This is a genomic window from Amorphus sp. MBR-141 (assembly GCF_053628695.1).
The window spans coordinates 25,484-46,254 of sequence record NZ_JBRJGW010000025.1 but is presented as its reverse complement, the minus strand read 5'-3'; the positions used below and the strand labels follow the sequence as shown (position 1 = coordinate 46,254).

Genomic DNA, 20,771 nt, shown 5'->3' with positions numbered 1-20,771 from the left:
ATCGGGGACGAGCCCCGTTCCGGGCGGGCTTCGGCGCTGCGGACGGCCGTCACGCCGTCGCGCTGCGCCTGCGTCTCCGCCCGCCGAACACCCCCAGCAGCCCCGCCAGCACCACGCCGAAGACGGCGCCGGCGCCGCCCACCACCGCGCCTTCGATGGTGGTCGGCACCGCCGGCTCGAAGTCGGCCCAGGCGTTTTCGGCGAGCTTCGGATCGAAGTCCTCGGCCAGCACCGCCATCCGCCCGAACGGGCCTGCGGTGCGGAACGCCGCCTGCTGGCGGGTCAGCCGCTCGTAGCGCTCGATGGTTTCCTGCATGGATTTCGCCCGCTCGCGCGGGAACGGGTCGTCGGCGCGGGCGAGCGCCGCGATCGCCTGGGGCCGCGAGTAGCCCACACGGCTGGCGTCGGCGTCGAACGAGGCGACCACCGCCTGCAGCTCGTCGACCGCGCCGCCGAGCCGCTGGCGGTACTGCTGGGTGTATTCGGGAAGCTGCGAGAAGATGACGCCGCACACGACGGCGGAGACGAGAGTGATGCTGCGTCTCACCATGGCTGTCCGTCCCCTGCCGCCCCATGTCCCGCGCCGATCGAATCGATCGGGCGCCGAAGGAAGTGCCCGACAGAGTGACGGGCGCGCCCCTCGCTGTCGATCCGGCACGGCCGCCCGGCCCTGAAGGCGCAGACGCCCGCGTGCGGCTTGCCTGAAACGCGCCACGATACCAAGGTGTTCCCGCCGTCACCGCCTCGGGAGGCCCGGTGTGCCGCCCCCCGCGCCGGATCGCCCTTCACGATCCCGTCACCATCGGACAGGTCCGCAGCACGCCGCGCCCCACCGGTCTATCATCCGCCGCAACCGCATCGGGCCCGGGGGCTGCCGCTCCGGCCCGATGCGGGGACAGGCGCCGCGGGATGGCCGGTGCCGCCGGGCGTTCAGAGGGAACACAGCATGGGCGATCAGCCGCCGGTGATCGAAGCGGAGGGACGCGCGGCACGCCGCGCCCTCGCGCCCTTCGGCCTGTTCCGCCGCTCCGGCCCACCTCTCCGCCCGATGCGGCTGCCGGCGCGCATCCAGAAGCTGGTGATCGCCGAGGAGGAGCGCTCCGAACGGCTGATCGGCTGGGTCCAGCTCGCCGTCGTCCTCACCTTCGCCACCCTCTACGCCCTCGCGCCGCGCCCCGCCGATGCCGGCATGATGCTGGCGCCGGTGCCGATCGCGCTCGGCATCTACCTGGTGTTCACGCTGGTCCGCATCGCGCTCGCCCGCGTCAACGCGCTGCCCGGCTGGTACCTGTTTCTCTCCATGGTGGTCGACACGGCGATGCTGTTCGGGCTGATCTGGTCGTTCCACTACCAGTACGGCCAGCCGGCAGCCTTTTCGCTGAAGGTGCCGACGTTCATGTACATCTTCGTGTTCATCGCGGTCAGGGCGCTGCGCGTCGACCCGCGCTTCGTCATCACCCAGGGGCTGCTGGCGGCCGCCGGCTGGATCGCCGTCGTCGGCCTGGCGCTCCACGAGTCGCCGCCCGGCACCGTCACCCGCTCCTTCTCCGCCTATCTCGGCGGCAACGCCATCCTGATCGGCGCCGAGTTCGACAAGGTGTTCGTCATCCTGATGGTGACGGCGATCCTGGCGCTGCTGCTCTGGCGGGCCCGGACCACCCTGATCACCGCCATCCGCGAAAGCAGCGCCACCCGCGACATGCGCCGCTTCCTGTCAGAAGGGGTCGCCGACGTCATCACCTCGTCCGAGATGGAACTCTCCGCCGGGCAGGCGGTGGAGCGCGACGCCGCGGTGATGATGCTCGACATCCGGTCGTTCACGCCGTTCGCCACCACCGTATCGCCGCACGTGGTCGTCGAGGCGCTGACGCTCTATCACGGGCTGGTGGTGCCGATCGTCGAGCGCCACGGCGGCGTCATCGACAAGTTCCTGGGCGACGGCGTGATGGCGAGCTTCGGCGCCGTCATGCCGTCCGCCACCGCCGCCGCCGACGCGGTCGCCGCCCTCGACGAGATCCTCGCCATCGTGCCCGCCTGGCACGCGGCCCTCGCGGCGCACGGCATCGACGAGCCGCTCCGGATCAACGGCGCCGTTGCCGCCGGGCGCATCGTGTTCGCCACCATCGGCAACGACGAGCGCCTCGAATACACGGTGATCGGCGAGCCGGCCAACCTCGCCGCCAAGCTGGAGAAACACAACAAGGTTGCCGGCTGCATCGGGCTGGTCGACGGCGACACGTATGCGCGGGCGTGCGATCAGGGCTACGCGCCGGCGCGCGCCGTCCGCACCCTCGCGGACTGCCGCGTCGACGGCGCCGTCGGTACCCTGACGCTGGTGGCGTTCGATGCCTGAGCCGTTGCGGCGGGGCACAGCAAACCGAACCGAACGGCGGCGGCACCGTTCCCCTCCCGTGGGGCGGCGCCGCTGCGGCGCCCCGCTTCGATCCGAACCGACGCACATACACCGCACCGCCCGCCCATGAAGACGATCCGCACCGGAACCATCGACCGCACGAGACTGACGATCGTGGTCGCCGACATCACGGCGCTGGAGGTCGACGCCATCGTCAACGCGGCCAACTCCCGGCTCGCCGGCGGCGGCGGTGTCGACGGCGCCATCCACCGGGCCGCCGGGCCGGAGCTGATGGCGGCATGTCGCCGGATCGGCGGCTGCCCGACCGGCGAGGCGCGGCTGACCGACGGCTTCCGACTTCCCGCCCGCCATGTCATCCACACGGTGGGGCCCGTCTGGTCGGGCGGCGACCGCGACGAGGACGCGCTGCTCGCCTCGGCCTACCGGTCCTCGCTGGCGCTGGCCGCCGGGGCCGGCGCGGCCTCGATCGCGTTTCCGGCGATCTCGACGGGCGTCTACGGCTTTCCCGCCGATCGGGCGGCCCGGATCGCGGTCGCCACCGCCGCCGACTGGCTGGACGCCGAGCCGCGCGACCTCGACACCGTGGTGTTCTGCTGCTTTTCGGAAGCGAGCGCCGACCACCACGCCACCGCCTTCCAGGCCCGCGGCATCGCCGCGGCGCCGGAGCGGCCTTGACCATCGACGACGCCACCGGGCCCGGCCATCGCACCGCGCGCCCGGCCACCCGCAACGCTGCCGGGCCGCGCCGCTCAATCCCATCGGATCCGAGCGGACCGGGACCGGGCGACAGGAAGGAAAGCTGAATGGGCTATCTCGACAACGGCCAGTGGGTCTCGGACGAAGGCGGGTTCGCCAACAAGGACGGCACGTTCGTCCGCAAGGACTCCGCCTTCCGCAACTACGTCACCGCCGACGGCAGCCCCGGCCCCACCGGCGAGGGCGGGTTCCAGGCCGAGCCGGGCCGCTACCATCTCTACGTCTCGCTCGCCTGCCCATGGGCGCACCGGACGCTGATCCTGCGCGCCCGCAAGGGTCTGAACGACCAGATCGGGCTGTCGGTGGTGCACTGGCTGATGAAGGAGAACGGCTGGACGTTCCGGGAGGCGCCCGGCACCATCCCCGACACCGTCAACCACGCCGACGCGCTCCACCAGGTCTACACCGCCGCCGCACCGACCTATTCCGGCAAGGTGACCGTCCCGGTCCTGTGGGACAAGCAGCGCGGCACGATCGTCTCCAACGAATCGGCCGACATCGTCCGCATGTTCAACAGCGCCTTCGACGGCGTCGGGGCGGCGGCCGGCGACTACTATCCCGAACCGCTGCGCGCCGACATCGATGCCGTCAACGCGCGGGTCTACGAAACCGTCAACAACGGCGTCTACCGATCGGGCTTCGCCACCTCACAGGAGGCCTACGAGGAGGCGGTCACCGCGCTGTTTGAATCCCTCGACTGGATCGAGGAGCGGCTGTCGAAGCACCGCTTCCTGGTGGGCGACCGGCTGACCGAGGCGGACATCCGGCTGTTCACGACGCTCGTGCGCTTCGATCCCGTCTATCACGGCCACTTCAAGTGCAACGTACGGCGGATCGTCGACTACCCGAACCTGTGGAACTACACCCGCGATCTCTATCAGCGGCCGGGCTTCCGCGAGACCGTCGACCTCACGCACATCAAGAACCACTATTATCAGAGCCACGCCTCGGTGAACCCGTCGGGCGTCGTGCCGGTCGGGCCGGCGATCGACTACGACGGCCCCCACGACCGCGGGCGCTTCGACGAGGAGGCGGTCGCGTCCTGACGCGCGCCGACAGGCTCAGCTGATCAGGCCGCGCCGCAGCGCCTCCGCCACCGCATGCAGCCGGTTCGCCGCGCCCAGCTTGCGTCCGGCGGAGGCGAGATACCAGTCGGCGGTGTGCTGGGAGATCGACAGGATCTGGCTGATTTCCCAGCTCGTCTTGCCCTCGGCGCACCACTGCAGGCACTCCCGCTCGCGGCGCGTCAGCGTGCCGCGTTCGGCCGTGGCCGGAACGGCATGGACGACCGCGCCGGTCAGCCGGGCGTGCGCATTCGTGGACACCACCTGCAGCAGGGCCATGGCCTTCGGCGCGGTGCAGGCCTCGGCAGCCCCGGCGAACACGGCCACCGCCGGCGCCGCCGACAGGCGGCGCACCGGGATCGCGATGCCGTCGGTCAGGCCGAACCCCGCAGCCTCCTCGAAGAAGGCGGTTTGGGCGGCGCCCCCCTCCCCGGCGTCGCGCACGTCCCGCCAGGTGAACGGGTCCACGCGCCGCTCGGCGAAGGCGAGGATCGGGTCCGTCGCCAGATATGCGCGGGACTGGTACAGGCTCGACCACCCCTTGGGCCAGCGCTCGATCAGCACCGAGCGTCCCGTCGGACGGGCTCCCTCCACGGCGTGGAGGGTCGTCAGGCCGAAGCCGCTCAGGCCGAGGCCGGGCAGCGTTCCGCCGACGCACGCCGCCACGTCCCGAGCCGATGTCGCCCTGCGCAGAGTGTCCAGAACCTGTAGCGCCTGATTGAGAAACTCCATTGAAATGTCGATTTCCGATGGTCGGTCCCATCGCCCCCCAGTTCGGCCCGTAGCACGCCCGCAAGCCCAGTCCACCCATGAAATTTCGCGACCTGCGAACCCGCGGCGGCGCGGCGGACCGAAGGTCGCTCCCGTCGGCTTCCGGGCGGTTCCCCCGTCGGGTCCTCGGCCCGAACGCGATCCGCCGCCGGAGCCGAGGATGTCGGCTGGCCCATTGACACTGCGGAGGGAGAGGGAGGCAAGGAGACTTTGAACCGATCGTTCAAAAAGGTGACCAGACCGATCGGCATTTCCGCACGGCGGCCGCGCCGTCCGGATCGTGCCGATGCGGACGGGCGCCTTCTCCCGGTAGTGTGTCGTCTGGGGCGGGCGGCTACGCGGCGGACACGCCGTCGGCCGCGGCGGCCGTCGAACCGGCCCGGTGCGGCCGCGCGTTCGGCACGGCGTCACGCATCAGCCGCCGCATCGACGCTTCGATCTCGGGCACCGGCAACAGGCCGAAATTGTGGAGGGTGACGATGTGGTTCACCCCCATCGCCTGAAGCGCCGCCACCTTGTCGCGCACCGTGTCGACGCCGCCCATCAGCGACAGGCCCGACGCCATGATGTCGTCGTAGGTCTGCTTGCGGGCATAGAGCCTCGTGTCGACGTAGAGGTCGAAGGCACTTTCCGCCGTGCGCCGGGCCGCCGCGTCGCTGTCCGCCACATGGGTGTGGAGGGTCACCAGGATGTCGTCCGGCTCGCCGTCGATGCCGCCGTCGGCCTGGCCGTTGCGATAGGCCTCGACGAGGCCTCTGATGTCGTCGAAGCCGCCGACCGAGGCATAGGGGACGGTGAAGACCTTCTGGCCCTTCCGGCCGATGTGGTAGGCCGCCTCGGCGTTCAGGATCGCCACGTGCACCGGCGGCGTCGGCCGCTGCAGCGGCACGACGTTCAGCGCCACGTCTTCCACGGTGCGCCACTTGCCCTCGTAGCGCACCCGCCCGCCGGCCAGCGCCTTCTCGACGATCGCCAGGTTTTCGTCGAAGCGCTCGCGCTTCTCGGCCGGGTGAATGCCGTAGCCTTCGAACTCGTGCTTGAGATAGCCCGAGCCGACGCCGAGCACGAGCCGGCCGCCCGACAGGACGTCGAGCATGGCATAGCCTTCCGCCACCGTCAGCGGATCGTGGAAGGTGAGGATCGAGATGGCCGTGCCGAGCCGGATGCGGCTGGTGCGCTGGGCCATCGCCGACAGCATGATCAGCGGGTTCGGCACCACGCCGTATTCGTGGAAATGATGCTCGGCGACGAAGAAGGTGTCGTAGCCCTCGGCTTCCGCGAATTCGGCCTGGCCGAGCACCTGCTCGTAGAGCTCGGCGATCGACCGGCCGCGGCCCGGATAATGGTCCTGCACGGAGAAGATCGAGGTGCGGAACGTCATGGCGGATCCTCCGAAGACCGGTGGCAAGCGCTTCGGCCCGCTCCGCCCGGTCTTTCCTTATTTCGTAATTCAATTACACATAGCGTAATTCTGGAGCGCGCCCGATGTCAACGACCGACCCCGCCGACCCGCCCGCACCCGCCGACGATCCCGGCTCCTCCGGCGTGCGCTCGGTCGAGGTCGGTCTGTCGCTGCTGCCGGCGATCGCCGGGGCGGAGGGACCCGTGTCGCTGACGGCGATTGCCCAGGCGACCGGCATGGCCGCCCCCAAGGCGCACCGCTATCTGGCGAGCCTGATCCGCGCCGGCCTGGTCGCGCGCGATCCCGACAGCGGCCACTACGCGCTCGGGCCGCTGGCGGTGACGGTCGGCCTGTCGGCGCTCGGCCTCCTCGATCCGGAGCGGCGCGGGCGGGCAGCGGTCCGCCGGCTCGCCCACGATCTCGGCGAGACGGCGCTGCTCGCCGTGCTCGCCAACCGCGGCGCCACCGTCGCCGCGGTGGAGCCGGCCGCCCAGTCGGTGTTCATGGCGGTGCGCGTCGGCTCGGTGCTGTCGATGGCGCGCTCCGCCTCGGGCCGCGCCTTCCTGGCCTTCCACGACGATCCGGCGGTCCGGGCAGAAGCCGAGACCGAACTGACGCCGGCCGAAATCGACGCCCTCGTCGCCGGAATCCGGTCCGCCGGCGTCGCCTGCGTCCGCGACACCATGCTGGCCGGCATCTCCGCCGTCGCCGCCCCGGTGTTCGATCACGAGGGCCGCGTCGTCCAGGTGCTCACCGTGCTCGGCTCCAGCACCGGGTTCGATGCCTCCCCGAATGGCCAGCCGGCCCGCGCCGTCCGCGCCGCCGCCGATGCGATTTCCGAGGGCCTCGGCAGGAATACCCCCAAGCGCTCGACTCTATATTCGAAGTAACACTAAGAACACACTATATTATATACACTGAGACAACGTAGAATCCTTACCATTAAAGGAGATGGCCGTGAAAGTTTACACCTACCAGATTGGGGACGGCGATGGCCGCTCGATCTCAGCGCTCTCACACTCCGAAACGTTAGGAGCAAGTGACCTCAATGCTGCGATTGCCCAAGCAATAGCGATTACAAAAGGGAGGTCCTCAGATAAGAATGAAAATACGATCAGACTTTTAGAGGAAACCGGTGAGGACAGCATCCCAGTTTGGGTTCGTCCCAGATCCTCAATTGAGTGATGCTCACAACGTCCACGAAGCCTCACCGGTAGCGAGTAGAAATAGGCCTACTCGCTGGCCACCGCCGGCGGCGGCAGCGTGCCGAACAGGTCTTCCATGGCCAGCCCGATCGCCAGCAGGCGGCGGTCGGTGAAGCCCGGCCCGTCGAGTTCCAGCCCCACCGGCAGCCCGGCCTCCGTCAGCCCGATCGGCAGCGTCAGCCCCGGCAGGCCGGCGTTGGAGCCGGGATCGGTGTTGCGGATGTAGGTCTGGAAGGTCGGCACCTGCGCGCCGTCGAGGTCGACGGTCTCGCCCGAGCCTTCCTTCGGCGGTGCCGCCAGGATCGTCGTCGGGAACACCAGCGCATCGAGGCGGTTGGCCGCGAACGTCTCGGCGTAGAGGGCCTGGAGCTGGGGCCGGAGGACGCCGATCGCCGCGGCGTAGGCCGCCTCGGGCATCTGCTTGTCGCCGACCACGAAGCTGTCGAACACGAACTTCACGTCCGGGCTCGCCACGCCGTCGGCGACATCCTGCAGGCTCGCGCCGGCCTTCCACGTGTCCAGGAACGCCGGCAGGTCGCGCGCCACCTCGTAGAGCGCGACGGGGAAGCCGATCTGTTCGTTGAGCGCCATCACCTCCGGCATCTCCACCGGCACCAGCGTCGCGCCGGCGGCCTCGAGCTTCGCCACCGCCGCGTCCCAGACGCCCTGGACCTCCTTCGACAGCCCGCCGGTGAACGCTTCGGCGACGCCCAGGCGAACGCCGTCGAGTGCCACCGGATCGAGTTCGGTCGCGCCGCCCGTGATGGCGCCGTCCAGCAGCACCAGGTCGTCGACGGTGCGGGCGATCGGCCCCGGCGTGTCGCGGGTGTGGGAGATCGGCACGACACCGGACGCCGGATAGCGGCCCATCGTCGGCCTGAGGCCGGCGATGCCGTTGAGGGCGGCCGGGATGCGCACCGAGCCGCCGGTGTCGGTGCCGAGCCCGCCCGGCGCCAGGTGCGCGGCGACGGCCGCCCCGGTGCCGCCGGACGATCCACCGGCCGAGCGGCTGGCGTCGTAGGCGTTGCCGACCGCGCCGAAGCGGGCGTTGTCGGAGGTGATGCCGAAGGCGAGCTCATGCATGTTGGTCTTGCCGAGGATGATCGCGCCGGCCGCCTCCAGCCGCTCGATCACCGGCGCGTTCGCCTCGCTCACGAAGCCTTCCAGCGCCGGCGTGCCGCCGGTGGTCGGCAGCCCCTTCACGATGATGTTGTCCTTGATGACCAGCGGCACACCCAGCAGCGGCTGATCGGCCGCCTCGTCGCGGGCAATCCGCTCGTCGGCATCGGCGGCGGCGGCCTCGGCGGCCCCCACGTCCAGCGTGATGAAGGCGTTGAGATCGGCGTGCGCCTCGGCGGCCTTGGCCAGCGCCTCGACCAGCTGGACGCTGGTCACCTGTCCGTCCCGGATGGCTGCGGCCGCCTCGCGGACCGTCATGGCCCGCGGCTCCTGCTGGGCGGCGGCAGGCGCGGCCACCAGGCCGGCACCCAGAGCCAGGGCCATGGCAAGCCCCTTTCGTCGGATCGCGAACGTCGGTTCGGTCGTCATGATGCACGTCTCCCCTCGTGCGGCCCCTCCCGGAGCCGAAAGGCCGAGCCTCGCCCATCGCGCGCGCCATGCCATCCTCGAAAATGACGATGCCGGTGGTCGCGGTCAGCCGCCCGCGTTCCGCTCGCAGGCGGACTACAGCAGCACGCCCAGGAGCGCCGCGCGGGAGCGGCAGCCGGTCTTGGCGAACATGTGGGTGAGATGGGTCCGGAGCGTCGGCACGCTCATGGCGCAGGCCTCGGCGATGGTGGCGTCGCTGCCGCCGGCGGCCAGCGCCCGGGCCACCTCGGTCTCGCGCGGCGTCAGCCGGTAGTGCGCCGCCGCCACCGCGATCCTGGCGGCGCGGTCGTCGCCGCCGCGCCGATCGGCGAACCGGTACGCGGTGCGCATCGCCGAGGTGAAGGCCGGACCGATCAGGTCGAGCAGCGCCAGCTCGGAGCGGTCGAAGTTCGGCTTGCCGCGCCGGCGCCAGATGCGCAGGTCGCCGACGTGCCGGACGCCGTCGTGGCCGTGGTAGTTCATGCCGAAATGCAGGCCGTCGCGGGCCAGGAAGTCGTTGAAGAACTCGGTCCGCTCGAGCGCCGGCTGCTCCAGCACCTCGTTCACGTGGGTCGCGCGCAGCCGCTTCTTCAGCTCCAGCGTGATCGGGTCGCGGAACTGGAAATAGGCGTCGTAGGTATCGACGTTGGCCGGGTCCATGTTGAGGAACACCCCGTCGCCGAAGCTGCGCCGGACCGGATCCCAGACGAAGGAGGCGAACTGGTCGGCATGCAGCAGGTCGAGCAGAACCTCGCCGGCGCGGGTGCGCATGCGGTCCCGATCCTCGCAGTCCGCGAGGGTCGCCATCAGCTTGCCGACGAGGCGCACGTCGCGTGCGCCGAGCGTGGTCAGCATCGGCCGGTCCTCAACCTCAACCTCGACGTCGAGAGGCGAGTGTAGCGCAACCCGCGCCGCCGTCCATCGCCGTGCGTCGCGGCGGCGGCGGCGCATCGGGCCCTATTCGGTGACCGGCATCAGCACCCAGTAGTCGAGGTCGAGCACCACCGACGGATCGTAGTGGCCGTCGGCGTCGCGGTCGGGGAAATCGGCGCACGGCCGGTCCTTGGTGGCGACCGTCCGCAGCCGCAGCGCGCCGAGATCGCGCCGTCCGGGGATCTCGCCCATGTCGAGCACCTCCGACCACGCATAGATCGTGTCGCCGGCGAAGGCGGGCGCCACGTGCCGGCCGCCATTGATGGCGGCGAGATGAAAGGCGGTGGCCAGCCCGTTGAACGACAGCGCCCGGGCGAGCGAGATCACGTGGCCGCCGTAGACCAGCCGCCGGCCGAACCGTCCCTCGCCCTCGGTGTGCTGGTTGAAGTGCACCCGGGCGGTGTTCTGGTAGAGCCGGGTGGCGATCTGGTGCTCGGCCTCCTCGATGGTCATGCCGTCGACGTGGTCGATCTTCTCGCCGATCGAGTAGTGGCCATAGCGGAACGGCGAGCCGGCGAGCGCATCGCTCCAGCCGTCGACGTCGAGCAGCGGCACGGCGTTGCCGAGCGAGTCGGCGTCCAGCGCCGCCGGGAGATGCGGCACGTGGGCCTCCGGCGGCGGCGTGTCGGGGTCGCGCTTGCGCACCATCACCCAGCGCACGTACTCCAGCACCTCGGTGCCGTCGGCCTTGTAGCCGGTGGAGCGGACGTAGACGACGCCGGTCTTGCCGTTCGAGTTCTCCTTCACGCCGATCACCTCGGAGACCGCGTTCAGCGTATCGCCCGGATAGACCGGCGCCATGAACCGGCAGCCGGCGTAGCCGAGGTTGGCGACGGCGTTCAGGGAGATGTCGGGCACCGTCTTGCCGAAGACGATGTGGAAGACCAGAAGATCGTCGACCGGGCTGTGCGGATAGCCCAGCGCATGGGCGAACGCCTCCGACGACTGCACCGCGAACCGCGATCCGAACAGGCCGGTGTAGAGCGCGACGTCGCCGGCCGTCACGGTGCGCGGCGTGGCGTGCCGGATCTCCATCCCGACGGTGAAGTCCTCGAAGAAATTGCCGTAGAAGGTTTTCGACACGCGCCGCACCCCGATCGTGGTTTCTCGAAACCTGTTGCAGCGGTTGCCCGGGGTGCTGTCAAGATGGCGTGGTGGAACGCCAGGCCGAGGGAGGGTTCCGACATGACACGCAGGCTGATTTCTTCCGGATCGCCGTTCGAGGCCGCCGCGGGATACGCGCGCGCGGTGGTCGACGGCCGCTGGGTCTTCGTCTCCGGCACCACGGGGTACGACTACGCCACGATGACGATGCCGGACGACGTGGTGGAGCAGACCCGCAACGCGCTGGCGACCGTCGGGCAGGCGCTGGCCGATGCCGACGCCTCGTTCGAGGACGTGGTCCGCGCCCGCTACTACATCGTCGATCCCGACGACGTCGAACGGGTGTTCGCCATCCTCGGGTCGGTGTTCGGCCGGATCCGGCCGGCCGCGACGATGATCGTCTGCGACCTCATCCGCCCGGAGATGAAGATCGAGATCGAAGTCACCGCCCGGCGCAGGATCTCCCGCCCGGACGACTGAAGTCGGAAGCTGGAGCGGCATCCCGCGCACGCCGATCTCGTCATCGTCCGCAAACTGCGCTATGGGCTCCGCAGCCCGTGTGATGGGACCGCGCCGGCCTGTGGCCGGTCCCGCTCCGCCAAGGACATCCGATGCTTCGCCGCCTCTACGACAAGACGCTGGCTCTCGCCGCCGGCCGCCATGCCCCCGCAGCGCTTGCGGGCGTCTCGTTTGCCGAAAGCTCGGTCTTTCCGATCCCGCCCGACGCGCTGCTGATCCCGATGGTGATCGCGCGGCGGTCCAAATGGGCGTGGTTCGCGCTGATCTGCACCGTCGCCTCGGTCATCGGCGGGGCGTTCGGCTACCTCATCGGCTACGCCGCGTTCGAGACCATCGCCCAGCCGATCCTCGCCTTCTACGGCTATGCCCACAAGTTCGAGGACTTCGCGGCCCGCTACAACGACTACGGCGCCTGGATCGTCTTCATCGCCGGGCTGACGCCGTTTCCCTACAAGGTGATCACCATCGCGTCCGGCGCCACCGGGCTCGACTTCGCGGTGTTCATGGTGGCGAGCGTGCTGTCGCGCGGCCTCCGCTTCTTCGTGGTGTCCGGGCTGCTCTACCTGTTCGGCCCGCCGATCAAGGCGTTCATCGAGAAGCGGCTCGGGCTGGTGTTCACCGTCGGCGTCGTCCTGCTCGTCGGCGGCTTCGTCGCCGCCAAGCTGTTGATGTAGCGCGTTCGGGGGGGCGGGCCCGGCCCGGGAGCCACGGTCCTCGGGGACGTCCGCCGCACGGCCGGCGGCTCGCCGCCGCCAGGCGCGCGGCGACCGGAGACGATCGCACCGCCTTTTTGTCGCAATCTGTGCCAAGAAGGCGCGACATGGTCCCTCGCCTGATTCCCGCGTCTCGTCCGCCTTCGACCGCCCCGCGGCCCGAGCAGGTGCGGCAACACCGCCGTTGAAGCCGACCGTGATCGCCGTATGCTGCCCCCATGCTGGAGCCTGAAGTGAATCCGCTTTCCCGCCGCCGCCTCATGCTGTACGCGGCCGCCGCGTTCGTCGTCTCAGCGGCGACGATCCTGACCGCCTGGGGATTCCAGCTGATCGGCGGCTACCTGCCCTGCCCGCTCTGCCTGGAGCAGCGCGTGCCCTATTATGTCGGCATCCCGCTGGCGCTGCTCGCGGTCTGGTTCGCCGCCGTCGGGCGGGTGCGGACCTCGCGGATCCTGCTGTTCGCCTTTGCCGTGGTGATGGCCTACGGCTGCTATCTCGGCGTCTACCAGGCCGGCGCGGAATGGGGCTTCTGGCCGGGGCCGACCGACTGCGCCACCGCCGACACCACGGTGCGCAGCGCCGGCAGCCTGCTGCAGACGCTCAGCACCACCCGGATCGTCAGCTGCACCGAGCCGGCCCTGCGCATCTTCGGGCTGTCGTTTGCCGGCTGGAACGCCGTGGTCTGCGCGGTGCTGGTGCTGATCGGCCTCGTCGGCGCGCTGGGCGGGCGGGTCCGCAGCCGATGAGCCGCCGGCCGCCCCCGCCGCCGGAAGACTGGACGGAGCGATGGGGCCGGCGGATCGGACGCGGGCTCGGCTATGTCGCCGCGCTCGGGCTGATCGTCTATCTCGTTCTCACCTACCTCTGACTCCGGACCAGGCTGGAACGCTTCCGGTGTTCACCCTGGCCGCGTTTTCCTGTCGACGCGCCGACCGGCGCATTGCACACTTCTTCCGCTTGGGTTTTCCGGGGGGAGGCACATGACGACTTCGCGCGCCATCGCCATACGGGCCGCGACCATCGAGGATGCCGCCGAGATCGGGCGGATACACGTCGCGGCGTGGCGCGAGACCTACGCCGGCCTGCTGCCGCCGACCGTCCTCGACGCGCAGTCGGAAACCAGGCGCGCCCAGCTCTGGGAAAAGGTCATGCGCGCCCCGGGCCGCCACGGCACCACCGGCATCTTCGTGGCGGAGACCGATCACGGCATCGCCGGTTTCGGCTCCTGTGGCCAGCAGCGCGCCGCCGCCCTGAAGTCGAAGGGCCACGACGGCGAGATCTCCACCCTCTATGTGCTGCGCGCGTTCCAGCGCCGCCGCATCGGCTCCGACCTGATGCGGACCATGGCCGGCGCCCTGCTTGACGACGGCATCCGCGCCATGAGCCTGTGGGTGCTGCGCGAGAACGAGGGCGCCCGGCACTTCTACAAGCGCCTCGGCGGCACGCTTGCCGGCGTGCGCGAGGAGACGCTGGGGCAGACGGTCCTCTCCGAAGTCGCCTATCACTGGAACGCGCTCGACGGCCTCGCCGACGGACGGGCCCCCGAAGACCGCGACAACGGTCCGCAAACGCCGCACGGTGCAGGGTCCGGCCATGTCATATGCTAATGCGCCCGACGCGCCATACCGATAGGCACGGTATCGAATCGGGTGCCATCACCGGCTGCCCGTGACGCTCCGCGCCCCGGCCGGCCGGGTCTGCCGCCCCCGGCGGCGTGATCCAGCCGCCGCTCCGCTGGCTGCGGCACGTGCACGGGTCCGGCAGAACTGATCAACAGACTGAGAATCCAGCCGGATTCTCTCACCGCAGAGTCGAAATGAGAACGACGCACCCAGACCGCTGGCCTGCCCTGACCGCGCCCGATCTCGATGCGTTCGAGCAGTTGGGGCGCAGCGCCTTCGAGCGCCTGCCCGAATCGTTCCGGGCGCTGACCGGCGACCTGGTCATCCGCGTCGCCGATTTCGCCGAAAAGGACGCGCTGGACGATCTCGGTCTGGACTCGCCCTTCGAGCTGCTGGGCCTGTTCGAGGGGGTCGGCATGACGCTCTCCGGCGGCCTGGCCCAGACCGGCCAGATGCCCAACCAGATCTGGCTGTTCCGCCGCCCCATCCTGGATTTCTGGGCCGACACCGGCAACACCCTGGGCGACATCGTCACCCATGTGCTGATCCATGAGATCGGCCACCATTTCGGCCTTTCCGACGCCGACATGGAAGCCATCGAGGCCGCCTCGGACTGAGCGGATCCGTCGGCCCCGACGCCGCGGTCGGCGCCTCCCTGCGGGCCCGTCCCGCGGGTGCGTCGTTCTGTCTGACGGGCGCGGGGGCGCCACAGTTGCTAGATAAGGAGGCAACCGGCGCCCGCGCCCTCTGCGGACACGCAGGGCGGACAATCAGGGAAGGACGCTCGTCATGCGCATCGGCAGGAACGCCCCGCTGCTGGCCGTCCAGGTCACCGTGCTCGCGGTGATGATCGGCCTGGTCTCCTATTCGCCGACGCTCTACCGGATGTTCTGCGCCGCGACGGGCTACGGCGGCACCGTCAACCGGGCCGAGGCCTCCGTCGCCCCCGCCACCTCCGACGGCCATACGGTCACGGTGCGCTTCGACGCCAACGTCGCGCCGGGGCTCGACTGGGAGTTCGAGCCCGGCCAGCGCTCGGTCGAGGCCCGCATCGGCGAACCGACCAAGGCCTACTACACCGCCCGCAACACCTCCGACGAGACCATCGTCGCGCACGCCAGCTTCAACGTGACGCCCTACCAGCTGGCGCCGTATTTCTTCAAGATCGAGTGCTTCTGCTTCACCGAGGAGCGCCTCGGCCCTGGCGAGAGCGCGAAAATGCCGCTGGTCTTCTATCTCGACGAGGAAATGCTGAACGACAAGGACGCGGCCGACCTCAAGTCCGTCACGCTGTCCTACACCTTCTTCAAGCAGACCGGCCTGACGGCGGAACAGATCGCCGCCGCCCGCGACCTGGCCGGCGAGTCGGAGACGCTGGACGCCGAGCTCGCCGAGGGCGGCAAGGCCTCGTTCGCCAACGACGCGCCGCGGCAATAGCGGGAGAGGGACAGGCGGAACCGGTTTCCCCTCGCCCCGCTCTCACCCCCAGTTGAGACCACCGGAGGCCCCATGACGGTGCCCGTTTGCCGCTCCACCCCCACCGCGCGCCGCCGCGCGCCGCTGCGCGTCGCCGCGGCCGCCGTCGCGCTGCTCGCCTGCGCCACCGCCGCCATGGCCCACAGCTACAAGCTGGGCGACATCGCCGTCGGCCACATCTGGGCAAGCCCGCCCGCCGCCGGTGCCGATGGGATGGCCGTCTACGTGCCGATCCTCAACCGCGGCACGGACACCGTCACGCTGGTCGGCGTCAGCTCGCCGATCGCGGCGTCGGCCGGCTTCCGGCGCGACAAGGACGGCGCGGTGACCGAGGTCGACACCATCGACGTTCCGTCGATGAAGCCGGTCTCGCTGGCCGCCTGGCGCGAGCACATCTGGCTGCAGGGGCTGAACAGACCGATCGAGGTGGGCGATGCCTTCCCGCTCACCCTCGATTTCGGCCCGGCCGGCACGGTCGAGGTGGAGGTCGAGGTCGAGAAGGCGGGCGAGCAGCACTGAGCGGCCGCCCCGAGCGAAGGGGCGACGGGGCCGGCCGGTGATCGACGGTGATCTACGGGAGATCGCCCCCGTCTGTATCGACCGAGCCACGCCGCCTCAGGCGGCGGCGGCAGCCGCCGCCGGCAGGTCGCCGGTCTTGCGCCAGGCGCGCCAGTAGGCGCCCCAGCGCTCGGAAAGCGCGTCGGCGGGCTCGCACAGCAGCCGCTCGCCGATGTCGAGGGCCTCCGCTTCCAGCCCCTTCCGCCGCTCGTCCATCAGCGCCACGAACACCTCGATGTCGCCCGTCCGCCCGTAGGCGTCGGGCTCCTCGGCGAGCGACTGGGTGAACACGTCGAGATCGTGGTGGGCGCCGAGCGTCTTGCCCAGCGCATCGGCGGCCGCGTGATGCGCGGCGATCGGCCCCTCCCAGGCGGGCGTCAGGAGCCGGGCGTGGTAGCCGTGATACTTGATGCGCTTGCGCCACTCGTGGAAGGCCTCGGCGGAGGGCTTGCGGCGCGCCGCCTTCATCGCCTTGCGGGCCCGGCCGTAGGTCTCGGCGAGACCGCCGGCGATCGCATCGGCGCCATTCCCCTCCAGGCTCCAGCGCAGCGCCCGCACCTTCGCCTCCACCATCGTCTCGCGGAAGGCGTCCAGCCGGTCGGCGAGATCGTCGCGCGCCTCGGCCTCCTTCTGCCGGAGCGTCAGCCGGCGGCGGATCGAGGCGAACGCCTGCCGGTCGATCTGCGCCTCGTAGAGGCCGGTCACGCGGTCGTAGGTCTCGATCAGCGCCTCGGTATCACGCAGGAACGACAGCTCGCGCGCCGCATCCCGGTAGGTTGCGTTCTCGCGGCTGTAGTCGGGAAAGGCGGGACGGATCAGGCGCACCACGCCGCGCAGCTTCTTGCAGCGCTTGCGCACCTGATGGACGGTCAGCCGGGCGTCGAGGGAAGCATCGTCGAGCTCTTCGATCGCCTTGTCGATCTGCTCCACCGCGATGCGGCGGACGCCCTCGCCAACGGCGGCGTCGTCGAGCTTGAACCGGTAGGCCAATGCGATCTCCCTTGGGTCATTCTCGGGTCGTTCGGTCGGGGAGAGCGGTCGCCGGACACGCGTGGCTCCGGCGCTCTGCGACCGGCGCGTCCCAGCCGTCGCAGCTCCGCATCCGGGCGCGATCGGGCCGGAAGGCAACCCGGCCGGCCGCGATCGACGCTTGGAGTCGCCGATCGCAGCCGGCCAGTCGCGTCCGCTCGGAGAGGCAACGTGTGCGCCCCGGGAAGGTTCCCCGGGGCAGCACCCGCCGCCCATCCGAGGCGCGCCCGGCTGCGCCTGGACGGCCGCCATCGGGCGGACCGTCGGCAGCGCATTCCGGGATCCTGTCACGGCGAGGCAGCCGCGGAAACCGATCCCTGGCGGTATCCTCTCGATCGGGTAAACCCACCCGATCGAATGCCAGCGAGAGCCCGTTTCGCCGTCCGGGAGCGGTCCCCGACGGCCTTCATCGCGCGCTCCGGAGGCGCCCAGAGCACGTCCCGTTCAGGTCGAAGTGACGTGACCGGAAAAGTCTCTAGTGGGCCGCCTCCTGTCCCGGTCCGGCCGGTGGCGCGGCATCGTCCGGTGCGCCGCCGCTCGCCGGCGGCGCGATCACCTTCTTGGCGCGGGACCCGAAGGTCCGCATCACGAAGACGAAGAACACGGGCACGAACAGGAGCGCCAGCACGGTGGCCGAAATCATGCCGCCGAGCACGCCGGTGCCGATGGCGTTCTGGCTGGCCGCGCTGGCGCCGGTCGCGATGGCGAGCGGCGTCACGCCGAGCGCGAACGCCAGCGACGTCATCAGGATCGGCCGGAAGCGCAGTTCCGCCGCCTCCCAGGTCGCCTCGTACAGGTCCTTGCCCTCGGCCCTGAGGTCCTTGGCGAACTCGACGATCAGGATGGCGTTCTTGGCCGACAGGCCGATGATCGTGATCAGGCCCACCTTGAAGTACACGTCGTTGGACATGTCGCGCATCATCACGGCCAGCACCGCGCCGAGCGCCCCCAGCGGCACCACCAGCATGACCGCCAGCGGGATCGCCCAGCTCTCGTAGAGGGCCGCCAGCAGCAGGAACACGAACAGGATCGACAGCCCGATCAGCAGCGGAGCCTGGGTGCCCGAGGCGATCTCCTGCAGCGACTGGCCGGTCCACTCGTAGCCGAAGCCCGGCGGAAGTTCGCCGACGAGCCGCTCCATCTCGGCGATGGCATCGCCGGAGGAATAGCCCGGCGCCGCCTGGCCGGAAATGCGGATCGAGGGATAGCCGTTGTAGCCCACCACCTGCAGCGGCCCGCGCGTCCACTCCACCGTGGCGAACGCCGACAGGGGCACCATGCCGCCGTTGACGTTGCGCACGTTGAGGTCCAGCAGGTCGGTGGTCTGCATGCGGCTCCGCTCGCTCGCCTCCACGGTCACCCGCTGCATCCGGCCGGCGTTCGGGAAGTCGTTGACGTAGGACGAGCCGAGATTGGCGGAGATCGCCGAGTTGATGTCGGCGAACTGGACCCCGAAGGCGTTGGCCTTCTCCCGGTCGATCAGCAGGCTGACCTGCGGCGCGTCCGGCAGGCCCTCCACCCGCAACCCGGTCACCATCTGGCTCTCGCCGGCGGCGGCCAGAAGCTGGTCGCGGGCGGCGACCAGCGCCTCCTGGCCGAGGCCGCTGCGGTCCTGGAGCCGGAACGAGAAGCCGCTGGTCGTGCCGAGACCCTGGATCGGCGGCGGCGACAGCGCGAAGGCGATGGCGTCCTTGATGCCGAAGATCTTCATGTTCGCCCGCTGGGCGATCGCGTTGGCGGAATTCTCCGGCCCGCGCTCGCTCCAGTCCTTCAGCGTGACGAAGGCGAGAGCCGCGTTCTGGCCCGATCCGGAGAACGAGAAGCCGAGGATCGAGATGACCTTGTCGACCGCTTCCTCGCCTTGCATGATCGCCTCGACCTGACGGATCACGTCGAGGGTCCGGTTGGCGCTCGCGTCCGGCGGCGCCTGCATGTCGACGATCAGGAAGCCCTGGTCCTCGTTGGGCAGGAACGCGGTCGGCAGCCGCAGGTACAGGTAGCCGAGACCAACGACCAGCCCGAGATAGACGATCATGAACAGGCCGGCGTAGCGGGTGGAACCGCGCACCGTCTTGCCGTAGCCCTGTGTCGTCCGCGTGAAGTTGCGGTTGAACCAGCCGAAGAAGCCGCGCCGCTCGTGGTGACCCTTGATCGGCTTCAGCAGCGTGGCGCAGAGCGCCGGCGTCAGCGACAGCGCCAGGAAGCCCGAGAACAGGATCGACACCACCATCGTCAGCGAGAACTGCTTGTAGATGACGCCGACCGCGCCGGGGAAGAACGCCATCGGCACGAACACCGCCGTCAGCACCACGGTGATGCCGACGATGGCACCGGAGATCTGGCCCATCGCCTTGATCGTCGCCTCGCGCGGCCCCAGGCCCTCGGTCGCCATGATGCGCTCGACGTTCTCGATGACGACGATGGCGTCGTCGACGAGGATGCCGATCGCCAGCACCATCGCGAACATGGTGAGCACGTTGATCGAGAAGCCGGTGGCGAGCATCACGCCGCAGGTTCCGAGCAGCGCGATCGGCACCACGATCGCCGGGATGATCGTGTAGCGGAAGCTCTGCAGGAACAGGAACATCACCAGGAAGACGAGCCCGACCGCCTCCAGCAGCGTGTGCAGCACCTTCTCGATGGAGATCTCCACGAAGGGAGAGGTGTCGTAGGGAACGTCGTATTCCACGCCCTCGGGGAAGTAGCGGGAGAGATCCTCCATCCGCTCGCGCACCGCGTCGGAGGTCGACAGCGCGTTTCCGGAGGGCGACAGCTGGATGCCGACCGCCGCCGCCGGCTGGCCGTTGAGGCGGGAGGAGAAGTTGTAGCTCTCGCTGCCGAGCTCGACCTGCGCCACGTCGCGCAGGCGCACCGTGGATCCGTCGGGATTTGCGCGCAGCACGATGCCGCCGAAGTCCTCGACCGTCTTCAGCTGGCCTTCGACCAGCACCGTCGCGGAAATCTGCTGGGAATCCGGGACCGGGGCGGCGCCGATGCTGCCGGCGGCGACCTGGGCGTTCTGGGCGCCGATGGCGGCGATGATGTCGTCGGCGGTGAGATCCAGGCCGACCATGCGGTCCGGGTCCATCCAGACGCGCATCGCCCGCTGGGTGGAGAACAGCTGCGCGCTGCCGACGCCCTCGACGCGCCGGATTTCGCCGATGACGTTGCGGGTGATGTAGTCGCCGAGCCCCACCGGGCTCATCGAGCCGTCGGTCGAGGTCAGGGCGACCACCATCAGGAAGCCCGAGTTGGCCTGGTCGACCTGGATGCCCTGGCGCTTCACCACGTCCGGCAGGCGCGATTCCACCCGCCGGATGCGGTTCTGCACGTCGACGGACGCCTGGTCGATCGAGGTGCCGGACTCGAAGGTGGCCGTGATGTTCACCCGGCCGGACGCCTCGGAGGTGGACTCGAAATAGACCAGCCCGTCGACGCCGTTGAGCTCCTCTTCGATCGGCCGCGTGACGCTCTGGTAGAGGTCTTCCGGCGAGGCGCCCGGGTAGTTGGTCTGGATCGACACCTGCGGCGGCGCGACCTTCGGATACTGCGAAATCGGCAGCTGCGGGATGGCGATCACGCCGGCGATCACGATGAAGATCGCGATCACCCAGGCAAAGATCGGACGGTCGATAAAGAATCTCGGCATCGTTGGGGT

The 20,771-nt window shown here is 69.9% G+C and carries 21 protein-coding genes; 13 read left to right on the top strand and 8 right to left on the bottom strand.

The features are described 5' to 3' along the window. Positions 1-49: 49 nt before the first annotated feature. Positions 50-550, bottom strand: a complete 501-nt coding sequence (locus ACSSVZ_RS24050; protein ID WP_453973371.1) for a DUF2937 family protein — start codon at positions 548-550, stop codon at positions 50-52. A gap of 396 nt (positions 551-946) precedes the next feature. On the opposite strand from ACSSVZ_RS24050, the gene ACSSVZ_RS24045 reads away from it, so the two are divergent. From ACSSVZ_RS24045 to ACSSVZ_RS24035, 3 genes are all read left to right on the top strand, one after another. Then, the gene (locus ACSSVZ_RS24045) at positions 947-2,353 is read left to right on the top strand and encodes an adenylate/guanylate cyclase domain-containing protein (RefSeq protein ID WP_453973370.1); all 1,407 of its coding nucleotides are present in this window, start codon (positions 947-949) and stop codon (positions 2,351-2,353) included. 126 nt (positions 2,354-2,479) lie between these two features. After that, the gene (locus tag ACSSVZ_RS24040) at positions 2,480-3,049 is read left to right on the top strand and encodes an O-acetyl-ADP-ribose deacetylase (protein WP_453973369.1); all 570 of its coding nucleotides are present in this window, start codon (positions 2,480-2,482) and stop codon (positions 3,047-3,049) included. A 128-nt stretch (positions 3,050-3,177) separates the two neighbouring features. Beyond that, entirely contained in the window at positions 3,178-4,176 is a 999-nt protein-coding gene (locus tag ACSSVZ_RS24035; protein ID WP_453973368.1) for a glutathione S-transferase family protein, read from the top strand. Between the two features lie 15 nt (positions 4,177-4,191). Here the strand turns inward: ACSSVZ_RS24035 and ACSSVZ_RS24030 are convergent, their stop codons facing one another. Next, entirely contained in the window at positions 4,192-4,926 is a 735-nt protein-coding gene (locus tag ACSSVZ_RS24030; protein ID WP_453973366.1) for an autoinducer binding domain-containing protein, read from the bottom strand. Between the two features lie 373 nt (positions 4,927-5,299). Further along, positions 5,300-6,346, bottom strand: a complete 1,047-nt coding sequence (locus ACSSVZ_RS24025) for an LLM class flavin-dependent oxidoreductase (protein WP_453973365.1) — start codon at positions 6,344-6,346, stop codon at positions 5,300-5,302. Positions 6,347-6,450: 104 nt separating this feature from the next. Between ACSSVZ_RS24025 and ACSSVZ_RS24020 the strand changes: the two genes are divergently transcribed. Together ACSSVZ_RS24020 and ACSSVZ_RS24015 are read left to right on the top strand one after the other, a co-directional pair. Then, positions 6,451-7,257: an IclR family transcriptional regulator gene (locus tag ACSSVZ_RS24020; RefSeq protein ID WP_453973364.1), complete on the top strand. Its 807-nt coding sequence runs from the start codon at positions 6,451-6,453 to the stop codon at positions 7,255-7,257. Between the two features lie 67 nt (positions 7,258-7,324). After that, positions 7,325-7,552 (top strand): hypothetical protein, encoded by a 228-nt coding sequence (locus ACSSVZ_RS24015; protein ID WP_453973363.1) that lies wholly within the window; start codon positions 7,325-7,327, stop codon positions 7,550-7,552. Between the two features lie 47 nt (positions 7,553-7,599). Here ACSSVZ_RS24015 and iaaH read toward each other — a convergent pair whose 3' ends face one another. From iaaH to ACSSVZ_RS24000, 3 genes are all read right to left on the bottom strand, one after another. Continuing rightward, positions 7,600-9,120, bottom strand: a complete 1,521-nt coding sequence (iaaH, locus tag ACSSVZ_RS24010; RefSeq protein WP_453973361.1) for an indoleacetamide hydrolase — start codon at positions 9,118-9,120, stop codon at positions 7,600-7,602. A 135-nt stretch (positions 9,121-9,255) separates the two neighbouring features. After that, entirely contained in the window at positions 9,256-10,014 is a 759-nt protein-coding gene (locus ACSSVZ_RS24005) for a response regulator transcription factor (RefSeq protein WP_453973360.1), read from the bottom strand. Between the two features lie 102 nt (positions 10,015-10,116). Next, positions 10,117-11,175: a MaoC family dehydratase gene (locus ACSSVZ_RS24000; RefSeq protein WP_453973359.1), complete on the bottom strand. Its 1,059-nt coding sequence runs from the start codon at positions 11,173-11,175 to the stop codon at positions 10,117-10,119. 102 nt (positions 11,176-11,277) lie between these two features. On the opposite strand from ACSSVZ_RS24000, the gene ACSSVZ_RS23995 reads away from it, so the two are divergent. From ACSSVZ_RS23995 to ACSSVZ_RS23960, 8 genes are all read left to right on the top strand, one after another. Further along, positions 11,278-11,676, top strand: coding sequence for a RidA family protein (locus tag ACSSVZ_RS23995; protein WP_453973358.1), 399 nt, complete (start codon positions 11,278-11,280; stop codon positions 11,674-11,676). Positions 11,677-11,807: 131 nt separating this feature from the next. Beyond that, positions 11,808-12,389, top strand: coding sequence for a YqaA family protein (locus ACSSVZ_RS23990; RefSeq protein WP_453973357.1), 582 nt, complete (start codon positions 11,808-11,810; stop codon positions 12,387-12,389). A 272-nt stretch (positions 12,390-12,661) separates the two neighbouring features. Next, positions 12,662-13,174 (top strand): disulfide bond formation protein B, encoded by a 513-nt coding sequence (locus tag ACSSVZ_RS23985; RefSeq protein ID WP_453973356.1) that lies wholly within the window; start codon positions 12,662-12,664, stop codon positions 13,172-13,174. Then, a complete protein-coding gene (locus ACSSVZ_RS23980) occupies positions 13,171-13,296 on the top strand; it encodes a hypothetical protein (RefSeq protein WP_453973355.1) in 126 nt (41 codons plus the stop codon). Before ACSSVZ_RS23985 ends, ACSSVZ_RS23980 begins: the two co-directional genes overlap by 4 nt. Before the next feature lie 112 nt (positions 13,297-13,408). After that, positions 13,409-14,035, top strand: a complete 627-nt coding sequence (locus tag ACSSVZ_RS23975; protein WP_453973354.1) for an N-acetyltransferase family protein — start codon at positions 13,409-13,411, stop codon at positions 14,033-14,035. A gap of 209 nt (positions 14,036-14,244) precedes the next feature. Beyond that, positions 14,245-14,667: a metallopeptidase family protein gene (locus ACSSVZ_RS23970; RefSeq protein ID WP_453973353.1), complete on the top strand. Its 423-nt coding sequence runs from the start codon at positions 14,245-14,247 to the stop codon at positions 14,665-14,667. A 172-nt stretch (positions 14,668-14,839) separates the two neighbouring features. Continuing rightward, positions 14,840-15,487: a cytochrome c oxidase assembly protein gene (locus ACSSVZ_RS23965; RefSeq protein WP_453973351.1), complete on the top strand. Its 648-nt coding sequence runs from the start codon at positions 14,840-14,842 to the stop codon at positions 15,485-15,487. Between the two features lie 72 nt (positions 15,488-15,559). Further along, positions 15,560-16,045 (top strand): copper chaperone PCu(A)C, encoded by a 486-nt coding sequence (locus tag ACSSVZ_RS23960; protein WP_453973350.1) that lies wholly within the window; start codon positions 15,560-15,562, stop codon positions 16,043-16,045. 96 nt (positions 16,046-16,141) lie between these two features. On the opposite strand, the gene ACSSVZ_RS23955 is transcribed toward ACSSVZ_RS23960, so the two are convergent. Both ACSSVZ_RS23955 and ACSSVZ_RS23950 read right to left on the bottom strand, forming a co-directional pair. Next, positions 16,142-17,074: a CHAD domain-containing protein gene (locus ACSSVZ_RS23955; RefSeq protein WP_453973348.1), complete on the bottom strand. Its 933-nt coding sequence runs from the start codon at positions 17,072-17,074 to the stop codon at positions 16,142-16,144. Between the two features lie 514 nt (positions 17,075-17,588). Then, positions 17,589-20,762 carry a multidrug efflux RND transporter permease subunit gene (locus tag ACSSVZ_RS23950; protein WP_453973347.1) on the bottom strand — a complete coding sequence of 1,058 codons (3,174 nt, stop codon included), beginning with the start codon at positions 20,760-20,762 and terminating at the stop codon, positions 17,589-17,591. Positions 20,763-20,771: the final 9 nt, after the last annotated feature.